A 17,415-nucleotide genomic window follows, 5' to 3' on the forward strand; every position below is an offset into this window, starting at 1 on the left:
GGAGGTACCCATGTCAGCTTGTGTGCCCGTCCGAGATATGAAGGACACTGCTGCATTCACCACACTTGTTGAGTCTGAGCGCGATGTCACCGTAACTAAGAACGGCTACGAGGCCATGCACTGCATCAGCAGCGACCAGTATCGCCTCATGCAAGAAGAAATCGCCAAGGCAAAACTGCTGTCTCGTATGATGTTGGCAGAAGACGAAATATCGCAAGGCGACTACAGCGACTACGAATCCTTCGCGGCTTCGATACGAGACAAATATGACCTATAACGTCGTAATCCTCAAAAGCGCGCGATATGAGTACGAGAGTATTGTCGGATACCTTGCTCAAATCCTCAAGAATCCGCGTGCAGCAGGCAATTTTGTCGCTGAGTTTGAATATCAGCTTGACCTGCTTCGCGAGCAGCCGCTTTTACGTCCCCTCTCGCACATGCAAGAGCTGGCGGCACGTAATTACCGATCGTTTCCCGTCAACAACTACGTGTGTCTATACAAGTTTGAGCACGAAACAATCTATATCGTCCATATCTTTCATCAGTCACAGGACTACGCCCGCCTGGTCTAGCCCACAAGCTGAATACTTGGCCCGAGCGCATTTGCGAGTCATTTCACGTCACGTTGACGCGTAAAATGACGCGCAAATTTTTACGTGTCATATTTTTGACGCGCAAATGACATTTTTACATTTACGTGTCATTTTCCGCGTCATTGTGAAACGATAATCCCCGCGTCGGCAGAGGGCAGAAGTATCGCCTGCAGCGCTAGCTAGCAAATGACCTGCGTGTGTTCCTCGATGGCGGCGCGATCCTCGGCGGCGATACTCGGCTCGCACACCACGGCGTCCAAACTGTCCAGGCGGCAGAAGGTGTAGAAGTCGCGCTTGCCGATCTTGCTGGAGTCGGCGATGAGGTAGCGTGAATCGGCCTTGCTAAAGGCGAGCTGCTGGATGCGGCCCTCTTCCATGTTAGACGTGGACACGTCGCCGTCCAAAATGCCGTTGGCGCCGATAAACGCCGCGTCGATGCCCAGTGCACGCAGGGTATCCTCGGCCGTTGGTCCCACAAAAGCGGCGGTGCGGCGACGGTACATGCCGCCTACCAGGCACAGGTCACAGTCCTCGCGCGCCTCAAGCAGGTTAAAGACCGAAAGCGAGTTAGTCACGATGCGCAGGCGGCACGCCGGCAGCATCGAGGCCATCTGCTCAACCGTGGTGCCCGTACCCAAAAAGATGGTCGAGCCTTCCTCGATAAGCTCCACGGCGCGGCGCGCGATCTGCAGCTTTTCCTCGGCATGCTTGGTGCGCTTTTCGCTGTGCGAATACTCATGGCGCAACATAGCATGTGGACGGCCCTGCGCACTGCGGGCTCCACCGTGCACGCGTTCGATCTCGCCCAGGCTCGCAAGTTCCTCAAGGTCGCGGCGGATCGTCATATCCGAGACACCTAACGCATCAGAAATCTCTTTAACCGAGACCGTGCCCTGCTCCTCGAGCAGCTGACGAACCTTATCCTGTCGCTCTGCCTTAATCACGATGAATCCTCGCCGTTCTTTGCGCGCATATCATTCAAACAGTAACGAACAAATTGTATCAGATTCGTACGCGTCAGAAATGAACGCCCGCACAGCTCCAATCATCACTTTTTTGAGAAAAATACCCCCTGCTTTAGTGGGGTGTAGTGATAATCTCGCCTGTTCGCGCTACAGTTTGTCGGAAATACCTCGATGTTAGGAACCAAATGATCACTTCCGAGCTTTTCGGTACCGCGCCGTGCGGTACCCCCGTTCATCGTTACACCCTCAACGGGCCCGAGATCTGCGTTCGCATTATGGACTATGGCGCCACCGTGTTGGGCATCGACGTGCCCGATATCCCCGGCAACGTGCGCGATGTGGTGCTGGGCTTCGATAAGCTCGAGGATTACTTTGACAACCCCGCCTGCTTTGGCGCGACCATCGGACCTGTGGCTAACCGCACCGCTGGCGCCACGATCGCCATCGACGGCACAGACTGGCATATGCCCGCCAACGAGGGCGCCAACAACCTGCACAGCGACCTTGAGCACGGTCTGCACAAACGTGTGTGGGATGTTGAGCTCGACGAGGTCCATAACGCCGTGCGCATGACCACCTCGCTTAAGGATGGCGAGCTGGGCCTGCCCGGCAACCGAACCTTTACGGCCGTGTTTACCGTTACGCGCACCGGCATCTTCCGCATCGATTATGGCTGCGAGAGCGACCGCGCCACCTACGTGTCCATGACCAACCACACGTACTTTAACCTTGCCGGCCATAACGCTGGCATGGACTGCGAGCACTTCTTTGTTGCCAACGCCGCCCACTACCTGCCCATCAATGAGCAGAACATTCCCACCGGCCAGATTGCCCCGGTCGAGGGCACGCCGTTTGACTTCCGTGAGCTGCGTCCTGTCGCACCCGGTATGGAGGCCGACGACCTGCAGATTAAGCAGGCCCGTGGCTACGACCACTGCCTGTGCATCAATGGCTATCAGTACGGCCGCAACCTGCGCCGCGCGATGCACGTCGAGGAGATGTGGACCGGTCGTGAGATGGACTACTACACCACTGCCCCGGGCGTGCAGCTCTACACCGGCAACTGGCTGGGCGACGAGCACGCCAAGGACGACGCCAACTATGGTTGGGGCGCCGGCTTTGCCCTCGAGGCCGAGATGTACCCCGACACGCCGCACCGCCCGCTGTTCCCCCAGGGCATCGTGGGACCGGGTCATCCCTATAGCAATGTGATCGAATATCACTTTATGAGGCACTAAGCCCACAACGCGACATATCGCACAGCAACGCCCGCCGGCACCACCGCCGACGGGCGTTTTTTCATCTTTTGGCTCATTTTCGCTGTGACTGTATGAGTGACATATCAAAACTATGCCCATTTACTACGTTTAGCCCGGGATGCTCGACCATGCACCGGTTTTTGTTAAATTCGCAAGCCGTCTACCTGCGGTTTTGTTTTTCTCAAATTCGACATGCTCGGCGATAGCCGACCAAACGTAGTAAATGGGCATAGTTTTTGACAGGCGGCATCGCGCGCGTCCCTCGCAAGGGCAATTTGATCCGTTTTCCTCCGTCCCCAAGGGATCAGTTGAACAGATTGCCAATGGGGTCGGGGGCGGAACTGGGGAGATAGCGGATTTCTAGCTCTATGCCGAGCTTTTGCAACTCTTTGAAGGCGGCGATGTCCGTATCGTCTATGGCAACGGCAGGCGTTACAGAGCGCTTTCCCTCCCCTGCCTGCATATGGCCAATGCTGATCTTGGTTATTGGCACACCACCCTTAACCAGCGCGAGCGCATCAGCGGGTGAGGCCACCATAATCAGAATCCATTGACGCGGCGTTGCGGTATGAATGATGTCGATGGTCCTTTGCACCGAGAAAAACCGCGTCCACACGCCCTCGGGCGCCGCGACCCTCATAGGCGCCCACTTGCGCGAATCCGCCGCAATCTCGTCGTTAACGATCAGGACGAGGTTGGAACCCACGGCTTCGTTCCACAGCTCAACGTCTTGCCCGTAAATAAGCCGATCATCGATGCGTGTGAGTAGAATCTTGGGTTGAGCCATCGCTGCCCCATTCTGTTTGAGACCCGTAAGAGCAAGACATCGCGTCTCCAATATTAGTGCATTTAAAGTGAGAAAAGCCGTCAGAACCCTTGCGCGGACGTGCGATGTCCCGTATCATAGACAGCCGTTGACGCCTCAGTTGCGTCATCACATGGCCGCCAGCGTAGCTCAGTTGGTAGAGCACCGCTCTCGTAAAGCGGGGGTCACCGGTTCGAGCCCGGTCGCTGGCTCCATTGCACAAGATAGCCGCCTTCGGGCGGCTTTTTTGTTGCCGATTTTGAGTGCGTGCGCGCCAATCCAAACATAGCCACGTCAACAGCGGCCCACTCGGTGGACTTCGGGTTTAATGCTTAGGGGCGGGGATTTACCAAAGTGAAATCTTAATGAAAAGAAACCCAGCTGCAACAATTGCCATGGTGAGGGCTCGAATTGGCCATATAGATCTAAAATAGTCACAATATACAAATGTCGAGAGACGTTGGGGATATAGATGAAAAGAACTAAGGGTTTTCTTTTGTTGGTATTGATGCTGCTCGGACTGTTCTGCCTGAGTGGCCCTTCTTGGGCCGAGGCTGCCTGTCCTGAAGGTGAGCCTCAGCAGTCTTATACGGGCAGCCTGCTGATAACTGCTAAGGAGGGCGATACCGACTCTCAGTCTGGGGTAAATCCCCTTGCCACTTTTGAGGGGGACGGCGGAACGGTCAAGCTTGACCATATTGGTAGCGGGATTTTGAGGTGGCAAGTTCTTCCGGACAAAATTGCGAACGATCCCTTCTCTTTTGCTGGAACGATATATCTATACAAGGTTGTGAGCGGAAAACAAAAATACGTCGATTGCTATCCGACAAACGGGTCTGGAATTGCATTCACCGGCATTTCGGGGCAGATTGATACACATGTAAGAAAGGGAACCTATGTGGTGCGTTGGGTTGGAGCTGCTGCAGGCCCGATATGGATTGCGGTCTTGCGCCCCGATGTCCAAATAGGTTTCTCTCTCTAGACGGGAAGTTGCTCATGGACGCCATATATGACGGAGATGACTGGGTCGATCATTATACTTGGCGCCTGGTCGGCTCGAACGACAATGGGGATGTGGTGTTTGATGGACTATGTCCAAAGCATCTCCATCCTTTTGTCTCGTCGTTAATTGAGAGTTCCGCTCGTGTTGCCCCCTACAGCTCGGCATCGCTTCATGATACGGACGTTTTGAAGACCATAAGGGAATCAATTGACGAGGCCACGATGAGCGGCCCGCTGTTTTCTCGGCTTGTGGGGCTAGATGAGATTGGCTCGAAACGACTGCTTGCGGGCGAAAAAGTGGAACTCACTTATCGGTCGATGATTTCAATCCTGCGGCTAGCCGATGTTCTTCGCAAATAAATGAGGCTTCCCTATTCAAAAACAGAAAACCCCGCCAAACGTGATTTCCCTAGGGAAAACCCGTTTGGCGGGGTCCTAGCGTGATTTCCCTAGGGGAATCACGCCATCAGACGAACAGCTCAGCCGAGCAGCTCGCTACTCCTCCCAGTAGGCGTCGGCAAGCAACTTAAAGCAGATCTTCTTGACCGGCTGTGCGCCATCGCCCGGAAACTCGAGCGTGGGCATGTGGGGCTCGCCGGCAACGAACAGCGCGAATTTGTCGTCGGCAAGATCGCCGGCGATCGAGGCGTCGGAATCGACCAGATCGTAGTCGTCCTTCTCGTCAAACTCCTGGACCAGCGTCAGGCTGCCCGTAGCGACCTTGAAGGCCTCGCGACCCTCGACGTCAATCTGCAGGTCGTGATAGCGCTGATGCGTCTCATAGTGAGCCTCAGCCTCGGGACGCGTCGTGGGAGACATGACGTTCGCAAAGACCTTCTCACCCAAAATCGGATGGCTGCCGACCTCGAGCTGTGCCGGGTCGTTCTCCTCGAGCCAGTCGATCAGCACGTCGAGGCCCTTGAGCATTCCGCGGTACTCCTCGATATCGCCCAATGCACCGTAAATCATCTAAATCCCCTCTCGGATCGCTTCTTTGGCGGCTACTCGGCAAACGCGTTACCGACGCTGTTGCCACCCACATACGCCTCGACCAGGGTAAGGTCGGGATTGAACACGACAAACTCGGCGTCGCGCCCCAGCATAATGCTACCGCACTTGTCGTCGACATGAGCTAGCAAGCAATGCCGGGGCCGACGCCCAGGCTTTTACAGCTCGGTCACGACAACGCCGTTGTAGACCTCGTCCCAACGGTCCATGACCAGATGGCCGGTCATGGGATCCATGGCATTGAGCTTGCCGCAGGTGTTGGCGGTACGCAGCACCGTCTCGTCGTCCGCGCCAGCAGCAATGGCATGCGCGAAGCCAGCGATAGTGGAGTCACCAGAGCCCGTGGCGTTAACGGCAGGGATGTCGGGCGTCTTTGCGCGGAACGCACGGCCATTGTGGAAGCCAACGGAGCCGGCAGCACCCATGGACACGACGACCCAGGGGATATCGGAGAAGCGGGCATCAGAGGCGAGCGCGGCGCGGAGCTCGTCCACATCGTCGGTGGTAAAGCTCGTACCCAGAAGGCCGTTGATCTCGGTCAGGTTAGGCTTGACCAGCTCGGGCTTAATTTCGGACTTAAGGGCGGCCTCGAGAGAGGCACCCGAGGTATCGAGCAGCACCTTGGCGCCGGCGTTCTCGGCAATGCCCGTGATCTTGGCGTAGTAGTCCGCCTCGACGCCGCGGGGCAGCGAACCCGAGATGGTAACGACATCGGCCTTGCTCGCAAGCTCGGTAAACTTGGTGGTAAAGGCATCGAGCTCCTCGGGGGCAATCGTCGGGCCGCTCTCGAGCAGCTCGGTCTGGTTGCCGGCGTGGAGGATGTTGAGGCAAATGCGAGTCTCGCCCTTGATGGGCACAAAATCATTCTTAATGCCGTTAGCGTCCATGAGCTCGGCCATATAGGCGCCCATATGGCCACCAAGCAGGCCGGTTGCCACAACGTCGTCGCCCAACTGACCAAGGACACGGGCCACGTTGAGGCCCTTGCCGCCGGCGGTCTTTTCGGGCGTCACACGGTTGACGTCGTCGATGACGAGCTCATCGAGCTGATAGCGCGTATCGACAGACGGGTTCATCGTAACGGTGAGGATCATTTTTAGCTCCTTATCTCGCAGGCTCCTTGTGCCCCGCGATACGAGTCGACAAAACGGAATTACAGAATCTCAATCGTGAACGAGCGAACGACGGTCTCCTTGGGCTTGGCGACAAGGCAGCCGCGCTTATGCTCAAGCACATCGTCCTCATCGGAACAGGTCGAAAGACCGCCCCAAGGCTCAACCGCCACAAAATCGCCCTCGGGCTTGCTCCACACAATGAGATATGGGAAGCCCTCAAAGCTCAGGCGGACGCCCTTGTCCTCGCCCTTTTTGGAAAGCGTGACCTGACGGCTCTCGAGCACGTCAAAGATGGTCTCCGCAAAATCGAAGAGCTCATGTGACAGAGGCAGCGTCTTCCCCACCATGGGGTTCTTGGAGCGGTTTGCCACGTCAATCAAGCCAGTCGAAGGGACAGCGGTGCAAAGCTCCGCAGCCTCGTCTTTCTCAAAGCGCAACTCGTAGTCCGTATAGGCCTCGCCCTCATCGAGCGGACACCTAAAGCCGGGATGACCGCCGATAAAGAACGGCATGTCCTCGGTACCCTCGTTGGTAACCTCATAGGCGACACGCACGGCGGCGTCCTCAAGCGTATAACGAGCGACAAGCTTAAACGGGTACGGATAATCGCTCAGCAGCGCGGCGTTATCCTCCGAAGCCAGGCACATCGCCAGCTCGTTCTCGTCTTGGCTCAGCAGCTTCCACTCCTGTTTGCGCGCAAACCCGTGGCGAGCGAGCTTCACGTGATGCCCGGCAAACGTCATGGCGCTACCATCGCGCAAGCCTCCGCAAATCGGGAAGCAAATCGGTGCTTGGCCGGACCACACGGCGGGATCGCCCTGCCACAAGTACTCGCGACCTCCGGCCTCAATCGAGGTAAACGAACCACCAGCCGTGGACACCTTAATAGAAATCGAATCGTTGGAGAGAGCGTATTCCATTGCCCATCCTTTCGAACAACTGCTTTTTTGCTCGCAAGAACCCGTCTCGGCCCTGATCAAAGGACAAACCCGCACGTTCATCGATGCGTCCGGTATCCCAGCCATGCAACGGGGTACCATACAGACATTGATGCAATTACAGCTGAAAGGCCTTCTTATGCGAACCATCATCCTTTATGCCTCGCGCCATCACGGCAATACGAAAAAGCTCGTGGACGCCATCGTCGAGGCACACCCCGAAATCGATACCCTCGACGTCAAGGCGCTTGGCAAAAACGAGTATCCCAACCTGCACGAATATCATCTAATCGGTGTCGCCACGGGCATTTATTACTCCGAGATCGACAAAGATATGGCACGTGTGCTCACCAACGTGCTGCAGCCGCAGGACAAGGTGTTTGGCCTTATGACCTACGGTGGCAAAAACAAGTGGTACGGCAAGGATATCGATGGCATCTGCCGCATGAAGCAGGCCATCTTTATGGGTGTCTACGGCTGTCCCGGCTTTGATACGTGGGGGCCGTTCAAGCTCGCCGGCGGTGTCCAAAAGGGACACCCGACCGCTGAGGAAATTAAGGGCGCCGTCGACTTCTTCGACAAGATCGAAGACGAGTATGGCGACATCATCGTCGAAGAGTATGCCAAGCGCGAGAAGCGCCTAGCATACGAGAAGGAGCATCCTGCAGGAGGCCTGGTGGCCGGCGTCAAGCGCACGGCAAAGAAGATTGCTAACAAGCTGTAACTGTGAAGGTGCTTTTGAGCGTTTAACCCATACGGCGGGTCCGAGCAGATTCGGGCCCGCCGTCTTTTTCTATCGTTACTCAGTAAAGGCGTTGCCGACGCTCTGGCCGCCAACATACGTCTCGACGAGGGTGAGCTCATGGTCGAACACGACAAAGTCGGCGTCGCGACCAGGCATGATGCTGCCGCACTTATCCTCGATGTGCGCGGAGCGTGCCGGCACCTCGGTTGCCATGCGAATGGCGATATCGGCGCTGGCGATGCCCCAGTCGACGATGTTCTTGACGCCCTGGGCAAGCGTGAGCACCGAGCCGGCAATGCTCTTGCCGTCGGCGAGCCAGCACAGGTTGTCCTTCATGATGACGTCCATGCCACCGCTGGTGTAGCTGCCCTCGGGCATGCCGCCGCAACCCAAGCAGTCGGTGATGAGCACCGTGTGCTGCCAGCCCTTTGCCTGCAGCAGCGCCTTGATGGCGGCAGGGTTTACGTGCTTGCCGTCACAGATGATCTCGGCGTAGGTCTCGGGCGTGGACATGGCAGCGCCCACGACACCGGGCTCACGGTGATGCAGCCCGCGCTGGCCGTTATAGGTATGCGTAAAGCAGCTGGCACCGGCGTTGATGGCGGCGATGCACTCATCGTAGGTGGCGTCGGAGTGACCGATGCTGGTCACCACACCCTTGGCGTTCAGAGCAGCCGCATAAGCAGCGGCACCGTCGCGCTCGGCCGCCATGGCGCTCTTAACGATGCGACCGCCCGCAGCCTCCTGCCACTGATCGAAGACCTCCTCGGAGGGATCGATAAGATAAGCGGGGTTCTGCGCGCCCACGTGCTTCATGGTAAAGAAGGGGCCCTCCAGGTAGATGCCCTGAATGCGTGCACCGCAGAAGTCGGGGCCGCGACCCTCGTCCGCCTGAGCGATGGCGGCGCAGGCATCCTTGATCTGCTCGACGCCATCGGTGAACGTCGTGGGCAGCCAGCTGGTGGTACCGCGACGGGCGAGCTCGGTCGAGCTGATATCAATGCCCTCGGGATCGTTATCGGTAGTCGAGTGGTTATAGAAGCCATGGATGTGAGTATCGACCATACCCGGTGCGATCCACGATCCCGTGTAGTCCTTAATCTCGCAAGAGGGCTCGTCGGCCTGCCAGGCGCCAAAAACGCCATCCTCGACCATAAGATAGCCGCCCAGTTGCGGGCCTGCCGGCAAGAAGAACTTGTCAGCCTTAATTGCGTACGTGCTCATATGCACTCCTTGCTTCTAAAGCAGTTGACTGTGGTAATGCTTATACCCGGTCCATGTAAAAACAAAAAGCGCCCGCCCGCCGTTATGAGCGGACGGGCGCCCTTACAGGGGGACGCGATTAAGCGGTGAAGGGGTGAATCGTCACGCCCTTAACCACGCGGTTGACCGTGCCGGTGGGGCTCGGCGTATCGGGCGTGTTGCCCACGCGCACGGAGTTGAGCAGGCTGATAGCCTGGGCAAACATCACGAACGGCAGGGCAAGGTAGCCCTCGGGAAGCGCCTCGTAGCCCTTAAAGGTGAAGGACTCACCCTCATAGACGGTAGCGCCATCCTGCTGAACGGCAACGGTGTGCTGAGCGATCTTGTCGCCACCGATCTCGTTGAGGATGTCGATGTCGTACTGACGGGTGTAGGCGTCGTTGTTGACGAACACGAAGACGAGCGTCTTATCGTCGACGAAGGACTTAGGTCCGTGACGATAGCCCATAGAGGTGTCGTAGGAAGTAGCAACAAGACCGTGAGCGAGCTCGAGGATCTTGAGCTGGCTCTCCTGGGCAAGGCCACCGAAGGAGCCAGAACCCAAGTAGGTCACGCGGTTGAAGTCGCCAGCCAGGTAATCGGCGATCTCAGGCTCACGGGAGATGACCTCCTCGCCCATCTTGGCAATCGTCTCGACCCACTCGGCCTTCTGCTCGTCAGAGGCAGTGTCGAAAATAAGGGTGGAGAGCAGGGTCATGCAGGAATAAGAACCGGTCATGGCGAAGCCCTTGTCGTTGGCGCGCGGAATGAGCAGCGTCAGCGCGTTGGGATCATCGGCAGACTCGACGGCGAGCTTGCCCTCGGGAGCGCAGGTGATGTTGAGGAACTTGACGTTGTGGACGAGCTCCTTGGCAACGGCAACGGCGGCAAGGCTCTCGGGGCTGTTGCCAGAGCGGGCAAAGGAAACCACGAGCGTGGGATCCTCGGCGCGCAGGAAGTCGCGCGGGGCGCTCACGATGTCGGTCGTGGCGATGGGCTTAAAGTCGTAGAGATCAGTGTTGCCAGCGTGACGCAGGTACGGGGCGCAGGTATCGCCAACGTAGTCGGACGTACCGGCACCGGTGAAGACAACGGACAGACGACCCTCGCCCATAGCGCGAGCCTCGGCCAGGAAGGCCTCGATGGCCTCCTTGTTCTCGCGATAGATGTTGAGCGTATCACGCCAAAGCTCGGGCTGCTGAGCAATCTCGGCCGTGGTGATCTGGGCGCCGAGCTCGGTGAGCTCCTCGACACTCTTCTCGAACATTTTTAATACCTCTCTCCTGAAGTAATCCTCTGACGTGCAATTATACACTTCGGTTGGTTATCTGGTAGTAACCAGTTAAATGCAAAGAATCATCATATGGAAACGATGCGGACACTAATCGCTACGCTGGTGGTAAACCTTGTATTTAAACTGATCGGCACGAGCAACCGAGAGCGTGTACTCCACAACCTCGTTTGACTCGTTATACGTAGTCCTGACCAAATCGAGCACAGGCGAGCCCTCGACAATTCCCAAAAGGTGGGCGTCGGTGGGACGGGCTATGCTCGCATAGAACTCCTCTTCGGCCACGCGTATCTTTTGCTGAAAGTCTTGCTCAATCACATCGTAAAGCGGCTTACGCTCCAGCAGCGGTCGCTTTAGGGACAGAAATTGACGAACTGGTAGATAGCTGCGTTCGACCATCATGGGCATGTTGTCGGCAGAACGAAGTCGCTTAAGCTTAAAAATGCGATCACCGATACGCAATCCCATATGCTCGGCCAGATTTTTATCGGCCTCCATCTCGCAAAACTCGAGAATCGTGGTCTCGGGGTCGCGACCCATCGCGCGCATCTGCTCGGTAAAGCTGTAGGACTGCATAAGATTGGTTGCTTTTGCCGAACGGTCGGTCACAAAGGTACCGCGACCGTGCTGCCGAACCACCAGTCCTAAACGCTCCAGTTCCTGCAGAGCCAGGCGTACCGTAGTGCGCGAGAGACCATAGCGCTCCGAAAGTTCGCGCTCGGAAGGAATCATGTCACCGGCGCGATATTCATGGTCGATCTTTTCGGTCAGAATATCGACCAGCTGATCGTACAGCGGTTGCTTACGCGCTCCGATCGCCATCCTATCCTCCCTTTTGCTCGAATTCGGCTAACTACCTAGGGTGTTATGCATTATCTGTCTGCCACACCCGAATCATTAAGAAAACAAAAGCCGCGCGCTCTTTCGAGCACGCGGCTTTTAACATACACATGGCTTAAGGGGTCGGGGTGTGAGCCGCGTAGGGACACACCCCTCAAGCTAGAGCCTTACCAGATGCTCGGCCAGAGACCAAGCGGGCCAGCGCCCAGGATGCCAAGGACGAAGAGCAGGAGAATGCCCTTGGTCGGGGTCCAGCTGTGCTTAGCGAACATGTAGTAAAGCAGCAGCGTAAGCATAAGCGGGACGAGCTTCGGGACGATGGTGTTGAGGGTGTCGGCAACAGAGAAGTTGACCGGATCCTCGGTAACGGTGCCGTAGGTCACGGACTCCATGCCGTTACCCAGATCGGTGACGCCGCACTCGACAGCGTTGCCGTCGGCATCGGAAGCGGTAAGGGCGTTGCCGTCCTTATCGGTCATGGCGATGGTACCGGCCTCAGCGGTCTCGGTATCGATGCCCTCCATACCGGTGAAGTTCTCGGCCTCCTTCTCGGAGACGATCACGGTAGTAGCGGAGAGGCCACGGGTGGTGCCGTTGGGGATCTGGAGGTTGATCTGGGTGCCACCCATGGTGACGACCAGGCAACCGACGACGAAGACGCCCATGATGGAAGCGGCACGCGTGAAGGCCTGCATGTTGGCGGTCAGAGCGTCAATAGCGCTGGTGCCAAGCTTGTAGGACCAGTTCATGAGCCAGAAGCGCAGAGCGAACTGGACAGCGTTGAAGATCACCAGGAAGATGATCGGCGCAGCAGCGTTGCCGTTGATGGCCATGTTGGAGGTGATGCCGGCCGTGATAGGCACGAGCGTCAGCCAGAACAGGGCGTCACCGATACCACCGAGCGGGCCCATTGCGGCGACGCGGACGGCGCGAATCGTGGGGATGTCAACCTTGTTCTGCTCGAGCGAAAGCACGATGCCCATAACAAAGGTGACGAGGAACGGGTGGGTGTTGAAGAACTCCAGGTTGTGGCTCATGGAAGCCGCGAGGTCGTTCTTGTTGGTGTGGATCTTCTCCAGACCGGGGATGATGGAGTAGAGCCAGCCAGCGGCCTGCATACGCTCGTAGTTGAACGAGGCCTGCAGGAAGCAGGAGCGCCAAGCCATCTTGTTGAGGGTCTTCTGATCGAGCTGCGGAGCAGGAGTAAGATCCTCGTAGTGCTCCGGGATCACATACTCATTAGATGCCATCTTCGAAGTCACCTCCGTCAGAAACAGCTGCACCCTTCAGCTCGGTCTGCTGCTGGAAGTCCCAGAAAGCGATGCCGAAGCCGATGAGAGCGAGGATGAGCAGAGCAGGGGTTGCCAGAGAATCGTTGGCAACGGTGATGAGCGCGAGGCCAAAGCCCATGAGGAAGAAGCCCCACATATCGCGGTTCATCATAACCTTGAGCAGGACGGCGAAGCCGACGAAGCGCATCATGCCGCCTGCAGCGGACAGACCGGTCTGCAGCCAAGTCGGGATGGCGGAAGCGATGGTCTGACCAATGGTAGCGCCAGCGATGAAGAACAGTGTGACAACGACAGCGAAGATCAGGCCGAGCAGAGCCATGGCGAAGTAGTTCAGGCGCTCGATGCCCTTGGTGTCCGCGTTATGAGCCATGTTATCGGCCGTGGACATAAGCGGGGACATAAGCGTGAAGACCAGGGTAACGCCGAGCTGACCAAGCAGAGCGAACGGAATGGCAAGGCCGACTGCCGCGTTGGGCTCGAGACCCGTGGCGATAGCGAGAATGGCTGCCATGATGCCGCCAATGACGGCGTTAGGCGGCTGAGCGCCTCCGATCGGCATGTTGCCGATCGTCATGAGCTGATAGGTACCACCCACGAGAAGACCGGTGTTGAGGTCGCCAAGGATAAGACCGATGACGGCGCCGGTGACGATGGGCTGATAGAGAGACTCGAGGAAGTCAAACTGGTCGATTGCCGCGATGAACGTGACGACGAAGACCAGAGCGATCTGGATGATCGAGTATTCCATCTTGCTCCTCCTTTCAAAATGTATGTACGCACTTTGGATATCACGTACAGAACGTCAGGGTTTCACTCCTGACAACGTGGATCACGAGGATTACGAGAAGAGCTTGCTCGTGTCCTCAACAGGCGTGCTCGGAACGCGCCTGATCTCCAACTCCACCCCCAATTCCTGCAGCTCTTTAAACGCAGCGACATCCTCGTCGTTAACTGCGACGGAGGTGGCGACTTGGCGCTTTCCTTCCGACATGTGCATGTTGCCGATGTTTACCTTCTTTATAGGCACACCGCCCTTGACGAGCGTAAGCACGTCTTCCGGTGTTTCGGCCACGATGAAGATCTTCTGGCGCGGGCTCGCCTTGCCAATGACGTCGATGGTCTTCTGCAGAGAGAAGAAACGCGTAGCGACGCCGGCGGGAGCGGCCATCTTCATGAGGTTCTGGCGCATGGTGTTGGACGCCACGTCGTCGTTGGCGACGAGGATGAGGTTGGAGCCCAGGGTGGAGTTCCACTGGGTGGCAACCTGACCATGAACCAGTCGGTTATCGATGCGGGTAAGAAGAATGTTGGGTTCTGCCATGTTGATTAGCTTCCTTTCGTTATTTGCTGACGACAGTTACTTGATCTCCTGAATCGCGTAACGCGAAACATCTACGACGGCTCCGGATCGGACTTTGATCTGGACCTTCTCGCCTTCGATGCCTTTGACGGTTCCGTAGATACCGCCGGCGAAAAGAACCTCTTGACCCGGCTTGAGCTCGGTGTGCAGCTCCTTGAAGTACTTCTGCTTCTTCTTCATGTTGATTTGCGACCAGATGGTGTAAATCAAGCCCATGATGACAAGCAGGCCTAAAAGGGCGACCGAGGAGCTCAGGACGTTGGCTCCGAAATCGGCCATTAGATGCCGTCCTCGTCGCCGAAGATATCCTCTTCGTCGGAGCCGGCAACGGATGCGACCGTCTGGGCGGTGATGCCCGTCTGGCCAACGGTCACGGCCTGCTCGCCAAGCTCGGCGAGCGTGGCGTTGCCGCGGAGGAACAGAAGCTCAATAACCATGGGAAGGTTGGTGCCGGTCAGAACCTCGACGTTGTCGACATCCTGGGCAATCATCATCGCCTGGTTGAACGGGGTGCCACCAAGCAGGTCGGTAAAGACGAGCACGCCATCGCACTCCTCGCGCATGGCGGTAATAGCGGCGCGGAGATCCTCACCGTAGGAAGCAGCCTGGTCGCCCTCAAAAGGAACGACGGTAAAAGCGGGCTGGTCGCCAGCAACCATAGCGATAGCGCTTGCGAGGCCGGGTGCGAACTGTCCATGACCGGTAAGAATAAAGCCAACCATTCAAATTTCCCTTCCGAAGGTGTGTACGATCTGAGTCCGATGATTTTCGAAAGCCAGCGGGCAATTGCCCTTAAAGCTTCTTGGAAAGCGTTCTTTGAAGACCAGTGGTTTCTAAACTGGTAGTAACCACGTGACGTGTTGTTGTCACTATATCACCCCAGAAGAGGCCGCTTCCGTTGATTCATACGGTAAAACGTTTTTGCACCGTTCACGGTGATAAATCGACCGTTTACCGCTCGTTAACACTTCTACCTGCGGTTTTGAAACCGTTTCGAAACGCTTTGGCAAAAGATCGGAACTTTTTTGTGTCTAAACAACGCAGGGCGGCAAAAAATAGCGTGTTGAAAAATTGCAGGTCATTGTGAAGATATGTGAATTGGTCTTTTTGACTTAATACCAGTTAGAACCAGTTTTGAGATTATCGGTGAACGGTAGTTTTCGACCGTTCACCGGTTACTTGCAATCGTTTGCAGCTGTTTTCCCAGATGAATCGGGGAAACCCGATGAAGCGTTTGTGCGATCGCTGGTAGTTTTGACATTTGTCCTCATCCCCCGCGCGTCAAACTCCGGCATCCAAAATGAGCCAATAGCTCACGTTATTCGTCTCACAAACATTACTTACTCTATTCTGTAATTGTTTATCGTTTGTCATTAAGTATGATATAAGATACAAGTATCATCCAAGACATTGGTTGGAGGAGCTATGATCCGCTGGAACGTATCCAAATCGAATGAAGCCATCGACCGTGAACAGGCAATAGCCAAACTGAGGAAGCTCACTCGCTACTGCAAATGGGGCACAATCTGCACCATCGTGGCGCTCGCTCTGGCACTCCTCGCAGTCATTGCAATCGAACTTCTATTCATATTGCCTAGCCTCTCCCAAGGGTTCTGTCTCCAATCCGTAGAGCTTACGGCTGGCGAAGGGCCAATTCTCGCTCTCGTCGGCGCCAACGAACAGACCCCTCTTATGCTTGTCGCGCACGACGGTCATACTGCCATAGGGAGCGGCATGATGGCATGCCTCGCGCTTGCCATCGCGCTAAGCGCATACAGGTTTTTCTCTGCCATTGAAAAGGCGGGCAGGCCCTTTGACCTCGAATGCATCCGCATACTACGTCAAATAGGACATTTGTTCCTTATCGGCGGCGCCGCCGTGAAACTTTTTGGTGCCATAGTCACGGGGCTGATACTCTCAGGATTTGGCGGTAGCTTTACGGATGCGCTTGGCGGCCAGCATCTCGACCTCTCCATGCTCTTTGCGGGCCTGATTTTTAGCCTGATTGCCAGCATCTTCCGCTACGGGTATATCCTGCAAAAACAAGATGACGAGTTGCTCTAGGGGGAATCCATGATTATTCTGCGGCTCGACCGCATGCTTGCCGAACGCAAGATCTCATCCAAAGAGCTTGCGGAACGCGTGGGCATCTCCCAGGTCAATATGTCGCGCATCAAGACGGGCAAGGTTTCTGCCGTGCGCTTTTCAACTCTTGACGCGATATGCCGGGCACTCGACTGCCAACCGGGCGATGTGCTGGAATATATGCCTGACGATGAAGCCGATAACCTTTTTGGACTTAAAGATTCATAGGCATAATTTAGCCACCAGCGCCTAAACGTGTTAGCGCCGGGCGATTTTAGCCGCTAATAGTCAAACTATTTTGACCAATCCCGGTCACCGAATAATGGCCACCGTGCCTCCCCGCCGCCACTACGCTGGTGGTGCCAACACGCCGGCGTTAGGAGGACCATTGAGGTGAACGAGAGACACGATGACCTACAGGAGATTATAGACGCGGCGCTCCGGGAGATGGCCGCGGAGGAGGGCGACGGGTTCGACCCGCAGGCATGCAACCTCGCGGAGTTCTGCAGGAGGACGGGGCTCACCCGCTCCCGCGCGAGGACGGTCAGGGCACACGGGTTCAGGGCCCTGCCCCACGGGAACAGCGGGAGGAGGGCCGCGCCGGGCGTGCTCGCCGGCCACACCGGCCTGGTGGACGACCTCCTGCGGAAGGGCGTCACCAACTCGCAGGTGATATTCGAGCGGCTGCTCGGCCAGGGCTACGCCGGCGGCCTCACCACGGTGAAGACCTATATCGCCGCGCACCGGGACCTCGTGCCCGCGAAGAGGCGGCAGGCGGCCCCGCAGGGCTGCCGCGGGCAGCGCTTCAGGACGGCGCCCGGAGAGGCCTACCAGATGGACTGGGGCTTCGTCGCGGTCGAGCGCCCCGGCGGGGA

General features: G+C 56.9%; 21 protein-coding genes, 1 tRNA gene and 1 pseudogene. 10 read left to right on the forward strand and 13 right to left on the reverse strand.

Going from position 1 to position 17,415, the window contains the following annotated elements:
- Positions 1-10 precede the first annotated feature (10 nt).
- Entirely contained in the window at positions 11-277 is a 267-nt protein-coding gene (locus tag PMW67_RS07990; protein WP_117564761.1) for a type II toxin-antitoxin system Phd/YefM family antitoxin, read from the forward strand.
- On the forward strand, positions 267-572 hold the full coding sequence (locus tag PMW67_RS07995) for a type II toxin-antitoxin system RelE/ParE family toxin (RefSeq protein WP_271739417.1): 306 nt from the start codon (positions 267-269) through the stop codon (positions 570-572). Before PMW67_RS07990 ends, PMW67_RS07995 begins: the two co-directional genes overlap by 11 nt.
- Before the next feature lie 200 nt (positions 573-772).
- On the opposite strand, the gene PMW67_RS08000 is transcribed toward PMW67_RS07995, so the two are convergent.
- Positions 773-1,537: a DeoR/GlpR family DNA-binding transcription regulator gene (locus PMW67_RS08000; RefSeq protein ID WP_271739418.1), complete on the reverse strand. Its 765-nt coding sequence runs from the start codon at positions 1,535-1,537 to the stop codon at positions 773-775.
- A gap of 206 nt (positions 1,538-1,743) precedes the next feature.
- Here PMW67_RS08000 and PMW67_RS08005 point away from each other — a divergent pair, with 206 nt between their 5' ends.
- Positions 1,744-2,796: an aldose epimerase family protein gene (locus PMW67_RS08005; RefSeq protein WP_271739419.1), complete on the forward strand. Its 1,053-nt coding sequence runs from the start codon at positions 1,744-1,746 to the stop codon at positions 2,794-2,796.
- 325 nt (positions 2,797-3,121) lie between these two features.
- On the opposite strand, the gene PMW67_RS08010 is transcribed toward PMW67_RS08005, so the two are convergent.
- Positions 3,122-3,604 (reverse strand): PTS sugar transporter subunit IIB, encoded by a 483-nt coding sequence (locus tag PMW67_RS08010; RefSeq protein WP_271739420.1) that lies wholly within the window; start codon positions 3,602-3,604, stop codon positions 3,122-3,124.
- Positions 3,605-3,761: 157 nt separating this feature from the next.
- Between PMW67_RS08010 and PMW67_RS08015 the strand changes: the two genes are divergently transcribed.
- The 3 genes from PMW67_RS08015 to PMW67_RS08025 all read left to right on the forward strand — a co-directional run bounded on the left by PMW67_RS08015 (position 3,762) and on the right by PMW67_RS08025 (position 4,984).
- A tRNA-Thr gene (locus PMW67_RS08015) sits at positions 3,762-3,837 on the forward strand.
- A gap of 257 nt (positions 3,838-4,094) precedes the next feature.
- The gene (locus PMW67_RS08020; RefSeq protein WP_271739422.1) at positions 4,095-4,604 is read left to right on the forward strand and encodes a hypothetical protein; all 510 of its coding nucleotides are present in this window, start codon (positions 4,095-4,097) and stop codon (positions 4,602-4,604) included.
- Positions 4,605-4,618: 14 nt separating this feature from the next.
- Positions 4,619-4,984, forward strand: coding sequence for a hypothetical protein (locus PMW67_RS08025; RefSeq protein WP_271739423.1), 366 nt, complete (start codon positions 4,619-4,621; stop codon positions 4,982-4,984).
- Positions 4,985-5,119: 135 nt separating this feature from the next.
- Here the strand turns inward: PMW67_RS08025 and PMW67_RS08030 are convergent, their stop codons facing one another.
- From PMW67_RS08030 to PMW67_RS08040, 3 genes are all read right to left on the reverse strand, one after another.
- Positions 5,120-5,593 (reverse strand): NanQ anomerase/TabA/YiaL family protein, encoded by a 474-nt coding sequence (locus PMW67_RS08030; protein ID WP_089572396.1) that lies wholly within the window; start codon positions 5,591-5,593, stop codon positions 5,120-5,122.
- A gap of 197 nt (positions 5,594-5,790) precedes the next feature.
- Positions 5,791-6,726, reverse strand: coding sequence for a hexose kinase (locus tag PMW67_RS08035; protein WP_271739425.1), 936 nt, complete (start codon positions 6,724-6,726; stop codon positions 5,791-5,793).
- A gap of 59 nt (positions 6,727-6,785) precedes the next feature.
- Entirely contained in the window at positions 6,786-7,667 is an 882-nt protein-coding gene (locus PMW67_RS08040) for an aldose 1-epimerase family protein (protein WP_271739426.1), read from the reverse strand.
- A 157-nt stretch (positions 7,668-7,824) separates the two neighbouring features.
- On the opposite strand from PMW67_RS08040, the gene PMW67_RS08045 reads away from it, so the two are divergent.
- Positions 7,825-8,409: an NADPH-dependent FMN reductase family protein gene (locus tag PMW67_RS08045; protein ID WP_271739428.1), complete on the forward strand. Its 585-nt coding sequence runs from the start codon at positions 7,825-7,827 to the stop codon at positions 8,407-8,409.
- Positions 8,410-8,484: 75 nt separating this feature from the next.
- On the opposite strand, the gene nagA is transcribed toward PMW67_RS08045, so the two are convergent.
- From nagA to PMW67_RS08085, 8 genes are all read right to left on the reverse strand, one after another.
- Positions 8,485-9,654, reverse strand: coding sequence for an N-acetylglucosamine-6-phosphate deacetylase (gene nagA, locus PMW67_RS08050; protein ID WP_022094606.1), 1,170 nt, complete (start codon positions 9,652-9,654; stop codon positions 8,485-8,487).
- A 118-nt stretch (positions 9,655-9,772) separates the two neighbouring features.
- Positions 9,773-10,939 carry an AgaS family sugar isomerase gene (locus tag PMW67_RS08055; RefSeq protein ID WP_250787258.1) on the reverse strand — a complete coding sequence of 389 codons (1,167 nt, stop codon included), beginning with the start codon at positions 10,937-10,939 and terminating at the stop codon, positions 9,773-9,775.
- Between the two features lie 114 nt (positions 10,940-11,053).
- On the reverse strand, positions 11,054-11,785 hold the full coding sequence (locus PMW67_RS08060) for a GntR family transcriptional regulator (protein ID WP_055310430.1): 732 nt from the start codon (positions 11,783-11,785) through the stop codon (positions 11,054-11,056).
- Between the two features lie 185 nt (positions 11,786-11,970).
- Positions 11,971-13,053, reverse strand: coding sequence for a PTS system mannose/fructose/sorbose family transporter subunit IID (locus PMW67_RS08065; RefSeq protein ID WP_138374505.1), 1,083 nt, complete (start codon positions 13,051-13,053; stop codon positions 11,971-11,973).
- Positions 13,043-13,843 carry a PTS mannose/fructose/sorbose/N-acetylgalactosamine transporter subunit IIC gene (locus PMW67_RS08070; protein WP_022094610.1) on the reverse strand — a complete coding sequence of 267 codons (801 nt, stop codon included), beginning with the start codon at positions 13,841-13,843 and terminating at the stop codon, positions 13,043-13,045. Before PMW67_RS08070 ends, PMW67_RS08065 begins: the two co-directional genes overlap by 11 nt.
- Before the next feature lie 90 nt (positions 13,844-13,933).
- On the reverse strand, positions 13,934-14,416 hold the full coding sequence (gene agaV / locus PMW67_RS08075) for a PTS N-acetylgalactosamine transporter subunit IIB (protein ID WP_022094611.1): 483 nt from the start codon (positions 14,414-14,416) through the stop codon (positions 13,934-13,936).
- A gap of 36 nt (positions 14,417-14,452) precedes the next feature.
- Positions 14,453-14,734 carry a preprotein translocase subunit YajC gene (gene yajC, locus PMW67_RS08080; RefSeq protein WP_022094612.1) on the reverse strand — a complete coding sequence of 94 codons (282 nt, stop codon included), beginning with the start codon at positions 14,732-14,734 and terminating at the stop codon, positions 14,453-14,455.
- Positions 14,734-15,177 (reverse strand): PTS sugar transporter subunit IIA, encoded by a 444-nt coding sequence (locus tag PMW67_RS08085; protein WP_022094613.1) that lies wholly within the window; start codon positions 15,175-15,177, stop codon positions 14,734-14,736. Before PMW67_RS08085 ends, yajC begins: the two co-directional genes overlap by 1 nt.
- 703 nt (positions 15,178-15,880) lie before the next feature.
- Between PMW67_RS08085 and PMW67_RS08090 the strand changes: the two genes are divergently transcribed.
- The 3 genes and pseudogenes from PMW67_RS08090 to PMW67_RS08100 form a co-directional block, all read left to right on the forward strand.
- Positions 15,881-16,519, forward strand: coding sequence for a DUF2975 domain-containing protein (locus PMW67_RS08090; protein ID WP_271739430.1), 639 nt, complete (start codon positions 15,881-15,883; stop codon positions 16,517-16,519).
- A gap of 9 nt (positions 16,520-16,528) precedes the next feature.
- Entirely contained in the window at positions 16,529-16,768 is a 240-nt protein-coding gene (locus PMW67_RS08095) for a helix-turn-helix domain-containing protein (protein WP_118099149.1), read from the forward strand.
- Positions 16,769-16,933: 165 nt separating this feature from the next.
- Positions 16,934-17,415 (forward strand): annotated as a pseudogene (locus PMW67_RS08100) (IS21 family transposase); the annotation flags it as partial.

The organism is Collinsella aerofaciens, from assembly GCF_028209395.1.
Classification (GTDB): domain Bacteria; phylum Actinomycetota; class Coriobacteriia; order Coriobacteriales; family Coriobacteriaceae; genus Collinsella; species Collinsella aerofaciens_AZ.